17 protein-coding genes are annotated in these 17,169 nt (G+C 59.8%); 9 read left to right on the plus strand and 8 right to left on the minus strand.

Going from position 1 to position 17,169, the window contains the following annotated elements; translation table 11 throughout:
• Window positions 1-407: 407 nt before the first annotated feature.
• From ACSKB8_RS43070 to ACSKB8_RS43090, 5 genes are all read right to left on the minus strand, one after another.
• Window positions 408-1,253, minus strand: a complete 846-nt coding sequence (locus ACSKB8_RS43070) for a carbohydrate ABC transporter permease (RefSeq protein ID WP_438111494.1) — start codon at window positions 1,251-1,253, stop codon at window positions 408-410.
• A gap of 1 nt (window position 1,254) precedes the next feature.
• The gene (locus tag ACSKB8_RS43075) at window positions 1,255-2,184 is read right to left on the minus strand and encodes a carbohydrate ABC transporter permease (protein ID WP_091894281.1); all 930 of its coding nucleotides are present in this window, start codon (window positions 2,182-2,184) and stop codon (window positions 1,255-1,257) included.
• A 15-nt stretch (window positions 2,185-2,199) separates the two neighbouring features.
• Entirely contained in the window at window positions 2,200-3,228 is a 1,029-nt protein-coding gene (locus tag ACSKB8_RS43080) for an ABC transporter ATP-binding protein (RefSeq protein WP_091894279.1), read from the minus strand.
• Window positions 3,229-3,357: 129 nt separating this feature from the next.
• The gene (locus ACSKB8_RS43085) at window positions 3,358-4,701 is read right to left on the minus strand and encodes an ABC transporter substrate-binding protein (protein ID WP_438111496.1); all 1,344 of its coding nucleotides are present in this window, start codon (window positions 4,699-4,701) and stop codon (window positions 3,358-3,360) included.
• Window positions 4,702-4,923: 222 nt separating this feature from the next.
• A complete protein-coding gene (locus tag ACSKB8_RS43090) occupies window positions 4,924-5,721 on the minus strand; it encodes a Crp/Fnr family transcriptional regulator (RefSeq protein ID WP_438111498.1) in 798 nt (265 codons plus the stop codon).
• A gap of 696 nt (window positions 5,722-6,417) precedes the next feature.
• Between ACSKB8_RS43090 and ACSKB8_RS43095 the strand changes: the two genes are divergently transcribed.
• The 6 genes from ACSKB8_RS43095 (at window position 6,418) to ACSKB8_RS43120 (ending at window position 12,013) form a co-directional block, all read left to right on the plus strand.
• Window positions 6,418-7,509, plus strand: a complete 1,092-nt coding sequence (locus ACSKB8_RS43095; protein ID WP_249761741.1) for a TRAP transporter substrate-binding protein — start codon at window positions 6,418-6,420, stop codon at window positions 7,507-7,509.
• A 270-nt stretch (window positions 7,510-7,779) separates the two neighbouring features.
• Entirely contained in the window at window positions 7,780-8,001 is a 222-nt protein-coding gene (locus tag ACSKB8_RS43100) for a hypothetical protein (protein WP_370990418.1), read from the plus strand.
• 6 nt (window positions 8,002-8,007) lie between these two features.
• Window positions 8,008-8,430, plus strand: a complete 423-nt coding sequence (locus ACSKB8_RS43105) for a hypothetical protein (RefSeq protein ID WP_128935601.1) — start codon at window positions 8,008-8,010, stop codon at window positions 8,428-8,430.
• 716 nt (window positions 8,431-9,146) lie between these two features.
• Window positions 9,147-9,617: an AAA family ATPase gene (locus tag ACSKB8_RS43110; RefSeq protein ID WP_438111499.1), complete on the plus strand. Its 471-nt coding sequence runs from the start codon at window positions 9,147-9,149 to the stop codon at window positions 9,615-9,617.
• A gap of 200 nt (window positions 9,618-9,817) precedes the next feature.
• Window positions 9,818-11,257 carry an IS1182 family transposase gene (locus ACSKB8_RS43115; protein WP_438111501.1) on the plus strand — a complete coding sequence of 480 codons (1,440 nt, stop codon included), beginning with the start codon at window positions 9,818-9,820 and terminating at the stop codon, window positions 11,255-11,257.
• A 402-nt stretch (window positions 11,258-11,659) separates the two neighbouring features.
• Window positions 11,660-12,013, plus strand: a complete 354-nt coding sequence (locus ACSKB8_RS43120) for a DsrE family protein (protein WP_074120546.1) — start codon at window positions 11,660-11,662, stop codon at window positions 12,011-12,013.
• A gap of 224 nt (window positions 12,014-12,237) precedes the next feature.
• Here ACSKB8_RS43120 and ACSKB8_RS43125 read toward each other — a convergent pair whose 3' ends face one another.
• The 3 genes from ACSKB8_RS43125 to ACSKB8_RS43135 all read right to left on the minus strand — a co-directional run bounded on the left by ACSKB8_RS43125 (window position 12,238) and on the right by ACSKB8_RS43135 (window position 14,604).
• Window positions 12,238-12,468 carry a hypothetical protein gene (locus ACSKB8_RS43125; RefSeq protein ID WP_438111503.1) on the minus strand — a complete coding sequence of 77 codons (231 nt, stop codon included), beginning with the start codon at window positions 12,466-12,468 and terminating at the stop codon, window positions 12,238-12,240.
• Between the two features lie 37 nt (window positions 12,469-12,505).
• A complete protein-coding gene (locus tag ACSKB8_RS43130) occupies window positions 12,506-12,787 on the minus strand; it encodes a hypothetical protein (protein ID WP_438111505.1) in 282 nt (93 codons plus the stop codon).
• 464 nt (window positions 12,788-13,251) lie between these two features.
• On the minus strand, window positions 13,252-14,604 hold the full coding sequence (locus ACSKB8_RS43135) for a transposase (RefSeq protein WP_438111506.1): 1,353 nt from the start codon (window positions 14,602-14,604) through the stop codon (window positions 13,252-13,254).
• Between the two features lie 240 nt (window positions 14,605-14,844).
• Between ACSKB8_RS43135 and ACSKB8_RS43140 the strand changes: the two genes are divergently transcribed.
• The 3 genes from ACSKB8_RS43140 to ACSKB8_RS43150 all read left to right on the plus strand — a co-directional run bounded on the left by ACSKB8_RS43140 (window position 14,845) and on the right by ACSKB8_RS43150 (window position 16,999).
• Window positions 14,845-15,024 (plus strand): NAD(P)-binding domain-containing protein, encoded by a 180-nt coding sequence (locus ACSKB8_RS43140; RefSeq protein WP_438111508.1) that lies wholly within the window; start codon window positions 14,845-14,847, stop codon window positions 15,022-15,024.
• A 71-nt stretch (window positions 15,025-15,095) separates the two neighbouring features.
• Window positions 15,096-15,464 (plus strand): NADPH-dependent F420 reductase, encoded by a 369-nt coding sequence (locus ACSKB8_RS43145; protein ID WP_438111807.1) that lies wholly within the window; start codon window positions 15,096-15,098, stop codon window positions 15,462-15,464.
• 182 nt (window positions 15,465-15,646) lie between these two features.
• On the plus strand, window positions 15,647-16,999 hold the full coding sequence (locus ACSKB8_RS43150) for a transposase (RefSeq protein WP_438111509.1): 1,353 nt from the start codon (window positions 15,647-15,649) through the stop codon (window positions 16,997-16,999).
• Window positions 17,000-17,169 lie beyond the last annotated feature (170 nt).

Raw genomic sequence — 17,169 nt, forward strand, 5'->3', positions numbered from 1 at the left:
TCATTGTTCTGCCTCCCTTATTGTATCGCGGGAACTACATCCAACATGCAGTCTGCTGCGGCCTCTTGCAGAAGCTGCCTCATCCGTGCAGCTCGTCTCCTGACCTCGGCGAGGGGTGCAGACACCAGACGGTGATCGCTGCGGCCGAATGTATTCGTTCAGCAGCGCCGTAGCATCACGATGAATTCAACGCTCAAAGTAGCACGGGCGCAAGCGATGTAATTTGGCAGCCAGACTGTCCGAACGCCCATTCTCTTTGAGCCGACACATCGCCAACGTCGGATGATGTCCGAACAGTGGATGCGACTCTGTGTTCTCGCGGCGTCCGGTACGGCGGCCGAGGCGCGGGTCCAAGAAGGCGGCGCACAGGAGCCTGGTTCACCCCCTTGCCAGAAGCAGCACGATGGCTATTTGACAGCGCCCCCGGTGATGCCGGCGATGAAGCGATCGAGGAAGATATTGTAGGCGATGGCTACGGGGATGGCGGCAATCAAGGCGCCCGCCATGATCTCGCCCCAGAAGAACACGTCGCCCCGGATCAGGTCGGTCGAGACGCCCAGCGTGATCGGCTTTTGGTCGGACGACGAGATGAAGGTCAGCGCGTAGACGAATTCCTGCAAGGTCAGGGTGAACGTAAAGATCACCACCGTCAGGATCGCCGGAACCGACAGCGGGATCGCCATCTTGATGAAGGCGCCAAACAGGCTGCAGCCGTCGACGATTGCGGCTTCCTCGATCTCGACCGGGAGCGCCTTGAAGAACCCCATCAGCAGCCAGGAGCAGAACGGGATCGTGAAGGTCGGGTAGACCAGCACCAGCGACCACATCGAGTTTTGCAGTCCGAGTTCGGCGATGATCCGGGACAGCGGCAGGAACAACAAAGTCGGCGGCACCAGGTAGGTCAGGAAGATCATGATTCCGAGCGCTTCGCCCTTGCGACTGGTCATGCGGGCCAGGCTGTAACCGGCCGGAACCGCGGTGACCAGGGTGATCGCGGTAACGCAGACGCCGACGATCAGCGAGTTCAACAGCCAGCGCGCGAACAGGGTTTCCTCGAACAGGTACTTGATGTGCTCCAGCGTCGGCGGCTCGTTGAACCAGAACGGGATGTTGGTGACGTTGTAAAGGTCACTGTTCTGCTTGAACGCCGTGATCATCATCCAATAGAACGGAAACGCGGCCAGGATAACGAAGAATGCGACGCCGACGAAAAACCCGGTTCCGCGGAGCGAGCGAACAAGAGGCTCCGACATGTCAAATCTCCCGGCGACGAATAAAGCGAAGCATGAAGATCACCACGACTAGCAGCACCGGCAGCATGAACAGCGAGATCGCGGCGCCGTGCGCCACGTCGCCGGAGACAATACCGGTCTGAAAGCCTTCAAAGCCCAGCACCGAGGTTGCGCCACCGGGGCCGCCCTGGGTCAGCAGGAAGACGATGGAAAGATCAGTGAACGTGAACACGATGCCGAAGATCAGGCCGATGGCCATGATCGGCAGGATCATCGGCAGGATGATCTGGTAGTTGCGGCGCCAAAAGCCTGCACCATCGACCGTCGCGGCGTCGATCACGTCCTGCGGAACCGCAGTGATGCCGGCGAGGAAAATCACGATGGCAAATGGAAAGAAGCGCCAAGCGTTGATAATGACAATGCACAGCATCGCAAGATACGGATTGCCGAGCCAGTTCGGCGCCTCTTCGCGAGTAAGGATGCCAGCCGCAATCAAGGTCCAGTTGATCACGCTGTAGAGCGAATCGAACATCCACTGCCAGGCGATCGTGGCGAGCGCGACCGGTACCGCAAAAGGCAGGATGATTAGCGCTCGCACGATCTTGCGGCCGGGGAAGGGCTGCAACAGCAGGAAGGCGCCGAACTTTCCGAGCACGAGGCCGAGCAATTGCGACCCGAATGTAAAGATGAAGGTGTTGCGCAACGTGTCGAGGAAATTCGGATTTTGCAGGATCTGCTCGAAATTCGCCAGACCGACGAACTTCCAGGTTGGGTTGTAGATGGTATAGGCGCTGAGCGAGTAATAGACCGCGAGCAGGAGCGGCAGGCCGACCAATAGCAAGACGTAGAGGATCGCCGGCGCGACCATGACCGCTTCAAGCACCTCGCGCCGGTCCAGGACGAAGCGAAAGCGTGAAATTGGCTTTGCAACAGGCTCCGCGATGACAGCCATCGGCGAATCCCCGGTTCAGTGGCGAGTGCGACGATTGCCGTTGGCGTCGAAATGGCGCAGCGCGCTGTTCTTCACGGCGAACGGATGCCACTCTCCGGGCCGAATGCTTCCTTCGGCGACGTGGGCTGGCGGCAACTTCGCCGTGATCGGCTGCTTCGAGTCAAAGCCATCCATCACGCCGTAAACAATGCGCTCGGACCCGAGATATTCCGAACGGTCGACGCGAAACAAAAATTCGGTCGCGCCTCCGTCTTCAATCATGTCCCTGGGCAAGAAATTCTCCGGCCGGAATCCGAGATAGCCGCCGCCATTGCGGGTGACGATGTTCATCGGCGGCGCGCCGACAAAGGTTGCGACAAAAAGGTCGGCAGGATCTTCATAGATATCGGTTGGCGTTCCCACTTGCCGAACCCTTCCATGATCGATGACCGCGATACGGTCGCCCATGCCCATCGCTTCGATCTGGTCGTGGGTCACGTAAATGGTGGTGAGGCCAACGCGCTGCTGAAAGTTCTTGATCTCCTGTCGGGCCGAGGTACGGAGTTTGGCATCCAGATTGGACAATGGCTCGTCGAGCAGAAGCGCGGTCGGTTCGCGAACGAGCGCGCGCGCAAGCGCCACACGTTGGCGCTCGCCGCCTGAGAGCTGGCGTGGCCGCCGGTCGAGAAGATGGCCGATGCCGAGCAACTGCGAGGCCCACTCGACCTTGTTTTGGATGTCCTGCGAGGGCATGCGCTGCGTGCGCAGCGGAAAGGCAATGTTATTACGTACCGTGTAGTGCGGATAAAGGCCGTAGCTCTGGAACATCATCGCAATGCCGCGGGCGCGGGGCGGGATGTCGTTGACGACATTGCCGCCGATCAGGAGATCGCCACTGGTCTGTTGCTCGAGGCCGCAGATGATGCGCAGGAACGTCGTCTTGCCGCAGCCCGAGGGGCCGAGCAGCACCATGAACTCGCCATCCGGCACCCTCAGCGAGATGCCGTTGACGGCATTAATCTCGCCGAACTTCTTGACGATATCCCTGGTCAATACGGCTGCCATCGATCCTCCCGGAGCTCATGTGGCGCTCTGCTGCCAATCGCTGGGCAGGGCGCCAATCGTGTTTGCCAATGAGCTGCAACGTGGCCGGCTGCCGGAGCGCGCAAAGGAGGGCTGCGTCCGGACACGGCTTCAGGCTTTCTCGTGCCACTTCTTGAAAATGGCATCAGACTGTTGATGCGCCCATTTGACCGAGTCCTCGGCGGACATCTGACCGCTCGCCGCCTTTGCCATCATGTCGCAGATGACGAAGTTGTTATAGACCTCGTCGACGGCGGGCCAGGACGGGCCGGGATATCCGGGGGAGGCCGACCACTGCTCGGACTCCTGTAGCACCGCTAATTTGTCTGATGGCGTCGAAGTCGGATCGTTCGAGAGGATCGGCATCGGCTTCGGCACCAGATTGGCGAAGCAGGGGTTATTGTAGCCTTCGCTCGCCTTGAACGCCTCCGGCCAATGATCGGCGTAGTATTTGAGGAACTCGATTGCGCCTTCCTTGTTCTTGGCGAACTTCCAGATGCCGTAGAATTCGGAAGCGCCGCCCATGATCTGGCGTACCGGCCCCCTTGGCGGAGCCATCACGAAGGTGTCGTCGGCGCCCTTCTTGTTCGCCTTCTGGAACGTCCGATAGGCCGAGATCGGGTTCACGATCAGCGAGCCGATGCCCGAAACGAGATAGCGATTGTTGCTGGAGTCGTCCCACGACAGCACTTCGGACGTCATCGCCTCCTTGTACAGCGCGGTGACGAACTTGACGGCTTCGATCGTCTCCTTGCTGTTGAGCACGACGTTCTTGCCGTCGGTGTCCTGAAGTGCACCGCCAAAGCTCCAGAGCAGGCCGCGCCAGGTCGTGTTCGGGTCGTTGCTGTGTCCGAGCGAAATGCCGACCGGATGGCCCTTGGCTTTCAGCTTGGCGCCGCCGATACGCACGTTGTCCCACGTGTCCGGCTGCATCCCGATCTCGTCCCACATGCTCTTGCGGTACATGGCGGGGAAGTTGATGTAAAAATCGGGGAAAGCTGACCAAGTCTTATCGTCCTGGTTGTATCCGATCTGGCGGCCGATCCTGCTGACCTTGCCGTACTTCTTCTCGGTTGCCTCGACGAGGCTTGTCACGTCGACGAGGAATTTGCGGTAGAGGTGCGCTCCGCCTGCGCCGTTCCATCCGAACAGATCGTGACCTGACTGAGCCGAGGCTTCGGCGGCCGCGCGCGCGGCGACGTTGGCGACCGGGATGTGGTCTACGGTGACGTCGAGGTTATTTTTCGTGCCCCAGTCCTTTGCGAACGTATCGAACCACTTGTCGTACTCCGGGACGAAATGGCTCCACTGTACGATGGAGATGGATTTGGTGTCGGCAAGCGCACGGGAGACGAATGGGGCAGCAAGGGACGGCACCGAAGCGGCGGCCAGGATAAGACCAGTTTGTGTCAGGAAACGACGTCGCGTGACGCGCAAAAAATTGCCCGTGCTCATCTGGACTCCTCCTGCGGATATCGCCAGTTGGAGAAAGGCTCATCCAGATGAGGGATCAGTCTAGCTCCGCCCTGGATCTTGTTATCGCTGGCGTCACTATAGCTTTGAGGCCCGGACCGGCCTTTCTACTAAAGCCGGTCAGTCGGTACGCTGCCGTACAAAGATTGACAGCGGACGAAGTCGCGCGGCGCTGGCTGGAAGCAAGCTGTTTGGATGGCTGCGTCAGACGCAGCAAAGGCAGGCGCGCATAAGGTCGGCGTCCGCGGAAATGCGGTGCTCGTGCAGGCCGCTGCGATTTATGTACCGGTATTCCGACGCTATGATCTGATAGCATTCGCATGTTCTCAGCTCGAGGGCCGCGTGATCGCACACGTCGATGCTACCTCGCTGCCTGATGAGCCCGCCAGATTGTTCCAGTTCCGCAAGCGTCGTCGTGATGCTGGCGCGTCGCACGCCGAGAATGACCGACAGCATGTCATGCGTCACGGGGATGATCCGGTCGTCCAGACGGTCGGCTGCGAGCAGCAGCCAGCGGCTCAGCCGTTCCTCCAGGCTGTGGCGGGCGCTGCAAAGCGTTGTCTGGGCATTCTGGACCAACAGCGCGTGGATATAGCTGAACAGCTGCTGCTGGATGTCCGGGGATCTGTGCGCGGCCCTGCGCAGGTCCGGCACCGCGATGCGCAATGCATAACCGGGGACCGACATCAGGCAGCGATTGGGTGAGCGCTGCATACCGAGCGCCGCCGCCACGCCGACAAAACCGAGCCGTCCAACCATGGCGATTCCGACCGGACCATCACGCTGAGTTCGCACCAGCAGCGAGGCGACGCCGCGTTCGATGAAGTAGATATGCGCGATGGGGTGGTGGTAGTCTTGAAGAATTGCCCTGCGCTTGAGCGCAACGGGCTGCAGGAAGGGACGAAGCCGCTCAAAGGACGCCGGCGTAAGACCGCCCAGCAGACGGTTCTGAACCCGCACCGTCTGCTCGCGGTCGGCACCACTCAGCGCACTTTTGAACACTATCCCATGGGGCTGTCCGCCGGATGCGTCCCGATCCGGTCTTGTTCCGCCGGCATTGGGGCTTTCTCCGCGCGAAGCTACTCCCTCTTCGACCTGGAGTCACCGGCACCCGACAATCCAGCGACGGCCGGTCAAAGGCGCCTTCAACTCCCCAACGAATAGGCTGTAAGCTGGCGGCCCAATCTGTTCACTCGGGCATCAGAGGCGATTTGATTTCGGTCATCGAGCTCTACACCGACTTCGCTTATTGGGCTTATTGGCCCGATGCTGCCTAGCTCGATGCGCGTCCAAGCGGCGGCCGTCGAGTAGACAGGAAGCGGCTTGCACCGGTCCAGACCGCCGGTTTTGACCCGAAGCGGTCCTGGACCTTCGCTCGCCATCTCGCCTGACGACGCAAGCCGAAGTGATGTCATTTATTGCGTCGCTTCGCGCCGTTAGTGGTTCAGGCGGGGTTCGTCTGCGCAAGATTGCCGCAGTGCAGCGTGGCCGCTTCCCAATCCATCCGGTCCTATTCGACTTTCAGGTGGTGGCTGTCCGCATCTCCTGCGCATCCCTATGTCTGATATAATTGATATCTGCCGGGTTCATCCAAGAAAGGCCCGCATGAAAAATTGATCCCCGGAGGAGTACTGCCGTCGAAATGGCCGCGGGCCGGCGGTTTTATTCAATGCGCAATCATCCACAGGGGGAAACGCCATGAAACGTCGTCAATTTCTAAGTACGGCAGGCGCCGGCCTCGCCGCGTCTGCCGCCGTTGTTGCGCCAGCCATCGCCCAGTCGATGCCTGAACTAAAGTGGCGCTGCACCACGAGTTGGCCGAAGTCGCTGGATGTGCCTTTCAGTGCATCAGAGACGATCGCGAAATATGTTGCGGAAGCTACCGACAACAAGTTTCAAATTCAGCCCTTCGCAGGCGGCGAGATCGTGCCTGCCTTGCAGGCTGTCGATGCAGTAAGCAATGCAACGGTCGAAATGTGCCACACCGCCGCCTATTATTTCATCGGCAAGGATCCGACCTTCGCACTCTATTGCTCGGTACCGTTCGGCCTGAACTCGCGCCAGCAGAATGCATGGTTTCAGGATCACGGCGGTCAGGACATGCTCAACGAGTTCGGCAAGAAGTACAACATATACGGTATTGCGGGCGGCAATACCGGCACTCAGATGGGCGGCTGGTTCCGCAAGGAGATCAACAGCGTCGAAGATCTCAGCGGATTGAAGATGCGGATTGGCGGTTGGGCGGGCAAGACCCTTTCAAAGCTCGGCGTGGTTCCGCAGCAGATCGCAGGCGGCGACATCTATCCCGCATTGGAAAAAGGCACGATCGACGCAACCGAATGGGTCGGTCCCTATGACGACGAGAAGCTCGGCTTCTACAAGGTCGCGAGGTACTACTATTATCCGGGCTGGTGGGAAGGTGGCACGGCGCTGCATTTCTTCATCAACCTGGACAAGTGGAACGCCCTGCCAAAGGCTTACAAGTCGCTCCTCGCTCTGGCCTGCGGCTATGCCAACATGGACGTTCAGGCGCGCTATGATGCGCGCAATCCGGCGGCCATCAAACGGCTCGTCGCCAACGGGACACTTCTGCGTCCGTTCAGCCAGGCGGTGATGGAAGCGTGCCTAAAGGCTTCGAACGAGGTCAATGCGGAAACCTCCGCATCCAACCCTGATTTCAAGAAGATCTACGATTCGCAAGTGGACTTTCGAAACGACGAGAATCTCTGGTGGCAGATCGCGGAGTATTCATATGAAACATTCATGATCCGCATGCGTTCAAAGGGCTGAACGAGCCGCGCGCGGGCCCTGCGGGATACTCTTCGACCTGTCTTATCAGCTTCAGCCGGAAGGAAGCCGGCCGTCGCGGCCCGACGGCGGGCCGACGACAGCATTCGCGCTGACCGCTTCGATGACGGCACGCTTCCAGAACTCGGTTGTCTTCTCCGGTCAGCAGCAGATCGCTCTTCGGATTGATGTGGTCTTGTCTTGAAAGTTCGTCACGTTAGTCGGATACTGGATAGGATCCCTTGGGCCATTATCAATCCGAGGAGGACGATCATGGCGATTCAGATCGTGATGGACCGCGCCGGCGACAGCCATCACCCTTTCAACCCCCGCGACCTGCAGGAAGTGGCGAAGGCGGAGCAGCGGTTCTATGAGCTGACGAATGCCGGCTTCACCGCCGCGGTCCGGACGGGTCCCGGTCAGATCTCGCAGATCCGATCGTTCGACCCCAGTGCGGATGAAACCCTCTTTTTCCCCAGATTGATCGGCGGCTAGCCGCTCATGTTCGGCTTTCGGCCGTCGGCGTCGGGCGTCCGCTCTCGCACGAGAGCGGCGCGAATGCTCTTTATCAGGCACGGCGCCGAGCGCACACCAGAGGGGCGGTCGCTGCTGCTCTTGCGGCGTTGGCTATCGCCCGCGCAGTGGGAGCAGTTCGCAAGGAGGGGCTACTTCGAGGTTGTCGGAAGCGAAAGTGGGAAGCGGTACCGGATCCACGCCGGGACGTCGGTGAACGTGTGCGAGATTGACGAAAGAGGCCGCGTGCGGGAGGGGCTGTGCTTCATGCCGATCGGCGCGCTGCCGATCGGAGATGTCATGCTTGCCCAGAAGATTGCGTTGGAAACATGCGAGGGCAAGGCGCGCGCCGTGGCCAGGAGGTTCACGCCGAGCACTTTCCAGTTCAGACAAGCCCGACCTCTCGGTTGACGCCACCTACCTCGTCGCACCGCTGCACCAACTTCAACGCGGCACTTGAGAGCTGGCCCGTTCGCTTGCCGCTGGCGTTGCTGGACCGCTGGCCTTGCGCACGTCGATGGGCGAGAGACGGCAAGATCAGATACGCAACATGATTACGTGTATCTCGAAAGGCGTGATTGCCCCTTGCGAACTGATTGCACGCAAGACTTGAGCCGTGGTCCGGCGGAGCCGCCGACCGGCGCTCATGCCCCGAAACCGACACCAGTGCCGCGCTCAACAGTGTTCGCCAATGCGCTGTCGGACCGCGAATGCAGCGCTCTCATAAGCGACGTCGCCAACGCGGTGCGGCTGGGCAATGACTCCATCATCCCGATCCTTCTTCGGACGGCTTGTCTTCGCTGCGTAATGAGGCACTGTACGGGCGATCTGACGAGAGACTCGCCTGAAAACAATTATGGCTGCCCATCTACCGAACAGAGAGGCAATAACTTGCTCACGGCACCACTGACCAGGCTTCTGAACCTAACGCGATTTATTGCGCCACAAAAGTCCGGAAATGGCCGTGGCTGACCTCCGCTCTGGGCGTCGCACTGCCCGCTTCCCAGGGCAGCCTTTGACCCGTTATACGTCGTCGAAACGAGAACCAACCATCGCCGGCTTGAATGACTGAACCTCTGACCGAACGCACGGTGGTTATTGGAAACAGTGGCTCTGGTAAGAGCACGTTGGCCGAAGCCGTCGCCAATTTAGCCCATATCCCTGTGGTCGATCTTGACCTGCTGCACTGGGAAGAAGGCAGCTATGGCCAAAAGCGAAATGAAGACGTCGCGCGAAAGATGGTTTTGGATATTTCCGACCAGCCGCGCTGGATTATCGAAGGCGTATTCGGATGGCTGGCAGAAGTGGCCCTTCCCAAAGCTACCACTCTCATTTGGCTAGATTTTCCGTGGAGCGTTTGCCGCGCCGGGCTACTAGCCCGCGGCCTGCGGCGGGGAGCAACAAGTCATGACGCCGCGGAACTGATGAAGTGGGCGGAAGCCTATTGGACTCGGCAGACACCATCCTCCTTTGCTGGCCATTCTAGGATGTTCAACGATTTCTCCGGGACCAAGTTGCGGCTGGAGAGCCGAGAACAAATTGTGCAGTTGCTCGAAAATTTACGTACCAACATGACCAATACGGATCTCCGGCTTTAAGCACCACTGGCAACGCTGACGGCAGCGTGTCACGCCCGCTTCTGGCCCTGAGCTGAACAACGAACGAGCCGCCGCAATGTCGGCGACCGGACGCTGCACGATGGTTGCGGTGACCGCCGCTCATGACCCTGGCTGTGTGAAAACGCTGCGCTTGATGTGATTCGCGCGATATGATTCCCGCACGATTTGCGGGGGGTGGGATGAAGCGCTTCGTTGCGGAGGCGGATCGTGGGCAATCGACGCTATTGCCCGAGTGCCTCGATGATTTCATTGACGAGAGCAACCCTGTTCGCGTGATCGACGTGTTTGTCGATGCGCTCGATTTGGCCGAGCTAAGCTTCGAGGGGGTGAAGCCGGCGGCGACCGGTCGGCCGTCATACCATCCCTCGGTTCTCCTGAAGCTTTACATCTACGGCTATCTGAACCGGGTGCAGTCGAGCCGGCGGCTCGAACGAGAGGCCGGACGCGATGTCGAGGCCATGTGGCTGCTGGGCCGGCTCGCACCTGATCACAAGACGATCGCGGACTTCCGCAAAGACAATGGCCTGGCGCTCCGCAAGGTATGCGCACGCTTCGTCGAACTCTGCCGTGAAATGGGTCTCCTCGCGACGTCGAGCGTCGCCATCGATGGCAGCAAGTTCAAAGCTGTGAACAACCGGGACAAGAACTTCACACGCGCGAAGGTGGAGCGGCGGCGCGCGCAGCTGGAGGAGAGCGTCGCGCGCTATCTGAGCCAACTGGACACGGCCGACCGGCAGGAGCCGAGCGAGGCGTTGGCCGCCAAGGTGACGAGGCTAACCGAGAAGCTGACGAAGCTGAGGGAAGAAATGGGCAAGCTTGCCGTCTACGAGAAGCAGATGCTTGCGTCACCCGATCAGCAAATCTCGTTGACCGATCCCGACAGCCGTTCGATGGCGACAAGCGGCCGGGGCTCCGGCACCGTTGGCTACAACGTGCAGGTCGCCGTCGACACCGAGCACCATCTGATCGTAGCGCACGAGGTGACGAACAGCGGCTCAGATCGGGCACAACTCGCCAATATGGCCAAGCAGGCGAAGGCTGTTCTCGAGACCGAGACGCTCGAAGCTGTAGCCGATCGCGGCTACTTCAACAGCCCGGAGATCCTCGCGTGCCACGAGGCCGGCATCACCGTAACTCTGCCCAAGCCGCTGACGTCGGGTGCCAAATCGGAGGGGCGCTTCGGTAAGCAGGACTTTGCCTATTTGCCAGAGGAGGACGCCTATCGCTGTCCGGCTGGGGAGCGATTGCCGTATCGCTACACAAACGAAGAAGACGGCAAGATGCTGCGGCGCTACTGGACCACTGCCTGTCAAAGTTGTTCGCTCAAATCGCAGTGCACGACAGGACCAGAGCGGCGAATTACACGCTGGGAGCACGAGCATCTGCTGGAGGCTGTGCAGCAGCGCCTTGACGCAAACCCAGAAGCCATGCGTCAGCGTCGGGAGACGGTCGAGCATCCGTTCGGCACGATGAAGGCCCGCATGGGAGCGACACACTTCCTCACCAAAACGCTCCCAAAAGTAGCGGCCGAGATGGCACTCTCGGTCTTGGCCTATAATCTTACACGGGTCATGAACATCGTCGGGGCCAAGCCACTGATCACTGCGATCGCGGCCTGAGACAGGCGCGGTTCCTAGCTTCCGGACCGATGCCCTTTGAAGCCGTTTTTACACGGCCAAGACCCATAGCAGAAATTGACAACAGTTTTAGCAGCCCTCGACAATGTGCTAGGCTGATGGCCCGATGGAGCCTGTCGAAAGTGGCGGCGGGAAATTCACCCGTGCAACTGTCGGCAGGCGCCTGCGAGAGGCTGCTGCGACCGGCCCTGTCACGCTGGCCGGTCGAAGCACTGGCTCCAGGTGAAGAACCGCAAGCATCCGGCGATGGCAAGAGTGATGGAGTCGTTCGGATAGAAATCCCGGAGGACGTCCGTTGACGCTGATCAAGCCCAATCCGCCTCAAATTGCTTAACTCCAGTCGTGCAGACCGCCGGAGCGCGGGAACTAGGATAGGAGACAAAGATGCATTTCGCTATCTCCGCCACATATGGTCCGACTGATCCAACTCGGGCAATGCTGCCGTTTATCTTCGCTACGTCCGCGGTGCAGAGCGGCGACAGCGTCACGCTGATGCTATTCGCCGATGCCGTATTCACAGCAATCGAGGGCGTGGGCGCGAAGCTCGTCCCGGTCGGACCACCGAACCGGTACGAGGAGATCGCAGCGCATCCCAATGTGACGTTGATGGTGTGCAAGCCTTGCGTAGAGGCGCGCGGTCTAGCGGCATCAGCGCTCGACAAACGGGTGAAGCTTGCTGGGATGAACGAGTTCCACGCCGCAGCCAAGCAGCCGGACTCGCGAGTGGTCAATTTCTAGAAGATCGCCCTGCGAGCATTGGATCAAGGTGAAGACCGCAAGTATTCGGCGATAAACCGGGTGATGGAGTTGGCGGTCTCCTTCATTTCGCGAATGTCACCTGTTGGCCCATACCGACGAAATCCAGCACTCGCGCACATGTCGGCTGCTAGGGGAAGACGAGAAACGGCTGACGTCCGGCCAAAACGACGCGAGTGACCCTGAGCGGACTCCATTGCGTTGATTTACGCGGCGCGTTCCCTGTTTGACTGTTCCTCTACGGCGGTCGCGGTTTCTTCCAACCCCTTTTCGTAATTGCCCGCCAACCTCTCAATACTGTCGGCCCACATCCTCAGCATTGAGACTTGAAAGTGCATAATTGGCTTCAAGGCATTCATACCGATTGCAGTCGCTGCGCTGATGGGACTTTGTGGGTCGCGCGCGAAACGGTTTTCGTTAGCGGTCTTGTCTGCCATGCGGTTCTCTCCCTCGTTTTGGTGTTCTGGCCGTAAGCTATGTGGTGGGTTGTGCCCTGCGTGACTCTAAGCACTCAGCCAAGACTTGATCTGCCGCGAGCCTCGCACGTCGGTCGTCGTGCAGTTCGTCCAGTTTTTTTAGGTAAGCGACGGCCGCTATTTGCAAGAGATCGAAATCATCTCCACCGGCATCACGAACATTGGCGACGTAGCGATAGAGGGCAGAACGCCTGTTATCGTTCTCGCTGATGCCGCTGTGGAACAGCAGGTAGTTCCGCCAAGCGAACGCACACGCACCTTCTATGGTTTGAGAGTTCATTGCCACCCTCCCAAAGCCCAGAGAAAGGCTGACGACCGGTTTCGTTCCGCGAATCTCTCAGATGTAATATCGTTCCGTAGCTGCGCTGCAAGGTGCGGACGAGAGATGAGGGACGGGCGGGTAGGCCTGCGCGAGCGCGACGGCTCACAGGCCGACGTTCCGCTGGCTGAGGCGGTGTCCCGCTTGCAGGCGAGAGCACGGCCGGGCGCCCTTGCGACTGACGCGTTGTAGCACAATGCTTGAGGCGCTTGTCACACAATGAAATCTATATGGTGGGCGCTGTTTGAGGTGGCCGCGTCCAGGATGCACGACCTGCCTCCCGGGCGTTGGCTCAGCGCTCGACGAGCGAGGGGCGAGCATGCTCGGAAGAGGCTATGTCGCCTTGTGGCCGATTCTGTTGAAAAAGGCCGGCAGTATTTCGTTGTAATAGGTCGTCGCGACGTGGCCGAACTGCTTTACCGACCCTATGCGAGCCTCGGGGTAGGCATCGGGATCAGCTTGGCCATCTTTCGAAGGTTCTGGGCGGTGGCTGCGAGGATGAACTCGTCGCGCGCGCCGTTTGGACCTCGTAAACGCAAACGATCGAGCTTGAGAATGCGCTTGAGGTGCGCGAACAACATCTCGATTTTCTTGCGGAGCCGGCGCGAGGTGCCTCCCTCCCACGATCTAGCGATCTGGCGGGCCATGTCGCGAGCGCCCTCGTAGATCGAGCGCGGCACTCTCCGTGAAGCCTGCTTGGGGCAACACCGAGCTTTCAGTGCGCATCGATCACAATCGCGCTTGCTGGCGAGGTAAAGCATGGTGGCACCATCATTCACCAACGTTCCGGTCGTGGTAAGAACTTTGCCACTAGGGCAACGATAGATGTCCCCAGCATGGTCATAGGTGAAGTCGTCGCGCGAGAAGATCCCGTCTGTGCGGGCCGACTTGTCGAAGACTGTAACGTGCGGCTCGATCCCGTGCTCATAGACCAGCCAGGCGAGCATCTCGGCCGAGCCATAGCCGCTGTCACCGAGCAGCCGGCTCGGATAGAGATCAAACCGCTCCAGCGAGCGCTCAATCATGCGCTTAGCGGCCAATACCTCCGCCTGCCGGATTGCCGTCGTTGCCTCAACATCGACGATGATCGCGTTCTCGATGTCGACCAGATAGTTCGTCGAATAGGCGAAAAATGCTTGGCCGCCGTGCGCCCCCGTCCAGCGCGCCGCCGGATCGGAAGGTGATACGAACTTCGGGGTAACCTCGGTCGCGGCTCCGAAAGCGGCATCATCAAGGACAGCCAGATACTCATCGATTGCTCGGCCGGCAGCCTCCGGCGGAAGTCCCTTGTCGCCTTCGATCCCCTTCTGCCGATTGGCATCGGCCTTGATTAGGCTCGCGTCGACGGCAAATCCTTCACCCCCGACCAGTCGCTCCTCGATGCAGCGGCTCAAGACGCTCTCGAACACACGGCGGAAGAGGTCGCTCTGCCGGAAGCGGCCATGCCTGTTCTTGGAGAATGTCGAATGATCCGGCACCGCTCCATCCAGACCGAGCCGGCAAAACCACCGGTAGGCCAAATTGAGGTGAACCTCATCGCACAAGCGCCGCTCCGATCGGATGCCGAAGCAGTAACCGATCAGGAGCATCCGGATCATCAGCTCGGGATCGATCGAAGGCCGACCGATGCTGCTGTAGAAAGGCGCCAGGTCCCGCCGGACCTGTTCAAGATCGACAAACCTGTCAATCAACCGCAGCAAGTGATCAGTCGGGACATGTCTTTCGAGCGAGAACTCATAGAACAACGCGACCTGTTCGACTTGCCGATGCCCCATCATGATCTTCAGTCCTGCCAATTAGACAGACTGAATCACTGATATCTCTGCGTCGCAACAGCTGCCTTTTTCAACAGAATCGGCCCGTTTGAGACTTTCGGATTTGCGCCGAGGACGTCAGCTAAGCAGCGCCGACCGGAAGCCCTAGCAGCGCGGCGCAACCGACGCGATTGACCCAGAGCCGATGTAGCTCTTGCCTGCACACGACAGTATATGTTCGGCAGAATCGCACGGGAGCATACCATGCAGATCACGATTGCCGGTTCGGGCAATGTAGGCCGTGCGCTAGCGGGCGGATGGCTCAAGAGGGGCCATCGCGTGACGTTCGCGACGCGCGATGTGGCCGGCGACAAAGCCGGAGAGCTGAGAGAGCAGGGTTTTGGCGTTGTCCCCCTGAACGATGTGCAACCAGTACCGATGTGATTGTGCTCGCGGTCCCCTGGGCCGCCGTCGAGGCGACGATAAGATCGCTGGGTGACTTCGCCGGCAAAGTGTTGATCGACGCGACCGATCCTCTCAAATCCGAAAGGGAGCTTGCGATCGGATTTGGCGATTCAGGCGGCGAGACCGTAGCGCGGCTTGCGCCGAGCGCGCGCGTCGTCAAAGCGTTCAGCACCACGGGCTCCCGCAACATGGCAGACAGCGACTATCCCGGTGGAAAGCTGATGATGGCACTTGCCGGCGACGATACGCCCGCCAAGCAGATCGTCATCGCGCTTGTCGCAGACCTCGGTCTCGACCCGATCGACACCGGCCCGCTGGCCATGAGTCGCTACCTCGAGCCTTTGGCAATGCTGTGGATCAACCTCGCTTACACGCAGCAGCTCGGACCAAATATCGGGTTCGCGCTGCTGCGAAGATGAAGCACCGATCCGGTCTGACGAAATGGCGACCCGAGCTGTCATTTCGGCAGTTCGATCGCGAGGAAACGATCGGCCAGAACTGATCGGTAGGTCCCCTTCTGGCCGATTTTGTTGAAAAAGGCAGCTGTTGCGACGCAGAGATATCGGTGATTCAGTCTGTCTAATTGGCAGGACTGAAGATCATGATGGGGCATCGGCAAGTCGAACAGGTCGCGTTGTTCTATGAGTTCTCGCTCGAAAGACATGTCCCGACTGATCACTTGCTGCGGTTGATTGACAGGTTTGTCGATCTTGAACAGGTCCGGCGGGACCTGGCGCCTTTCTACAGCAGCATCGGTCGACCTTCGATCGATCCCGAGCTGATGATCCGGATGCTCCTGATCGGTTACTGCTTCGGCATCCGATCGGAGCGGCGCTTGTGCGATGAGGTTCACCTCAATTTGGCCTACCGGTGGTTTTGCCGGCTCGGTCTGGATGGAGCGGTGCCGGATCATTCGACATTCTCCAAGAACAGGCATGGCCGCTTCCGGCAGAGCGACCTCTTCCGCCGTGTGTTCGAGAGCGTGCTGCGCCGCTGCATCGAGGAACGACTGGTCGGCGGTGAGGGATTTGCAGTCGATGCGAGCCTAATCAAGGCCGATGCCAATCGGCAGAAGGGGATCGAAGGCGATAAGGGACTTCCGCCGGAGGCTGCCAGCCGAGCAATCGATGAGTATCTGGCCGGCCTTGATGATGCCGCTTTCGGAGCCGCGACCGAGGTTACCCCGAAGTTCGTATCGCCTTCCGATCCGGCGGCGCGCTGGACGGGGGCGCACGGCGGCCAAGCATTTTTCGCCTATTCGACGAACTATCTGGTCGACATCGAGAACGCGATCATCGTCGATGTTGAGGCAACGACGGCAATCCGGCAGGCGGAGGTATTGGCCGCCAAGCGCATGATTGAGCGCTCGCTGGAGCGGTTTGATCTCTATCCGAGCCGGCTGCTCGGTGACAGCGGCTATGGCTCGGCCGAGATGCTCGCCTGGCTGGTCTATGAGCACGGGATCGAGCCGCACGTTACAGTCTTCGACAAGTCGGCCCGCACAGACGGGATCTTCTCGCGCGACGACTTCACCTATGACCATGCTGGGGACATCTATCGTTGCCCTGGTGGCAACATTCTTACCACGACCGGAACGTTGGTGAATGATGGTGCTACCATGCTTTACCTCGCCAGCAAGCGCGATTGTGATCGATGCGCATTGAAGCCCCGATGCTGCCCCAAGCAGGCTTCACGGAGAGTGCCCCGCTCGATCTACGAGGGCGCTCGCGACATGGCGCGCCAGATCGCGAGATCGTGGGAGGGAGGCACCTCGCGCCGGCTCCGCAAGAAAATCGAGATGTTGTTCGCGCACCTCAAGCGCATTCTCAAGCTCGATCGTTTGCGTTTACGAGGTCCAAACGGCGCGCGCGACGAGTTCATCCTCGCAGCCACCGCCCAGAACCTTCGAAAGATGGCCAAGCTGATCCCGATGCCTACACCGAGGCTCGCATAGGGTCAGTAAGAGCAGTTCGGCCACGTCGCGACGACCTATTACAACGAAATACTGCCGGCCTTTTTCAACAGAATCGGCCCTTCTGCGACATTCAGCGATGTCCGCTATTGTGCGCTAGTGGCAGAGAAGCGGACATCGGGCGGGCCGGAGCCGGCACTCCGATCTGACCA

The organism is Bradyrhizobium sp. BR 1432, from assembly GCF_051547705.1.
In the GTDB taxonomy this organism is placed as follows: Bacteria; Pseudomonadota; Alphaproteobacteria; order Rhizobiales; family Xanthobacteraceae; genus Bradyrhizobium; species Bradyrhizobium zhanjiangense.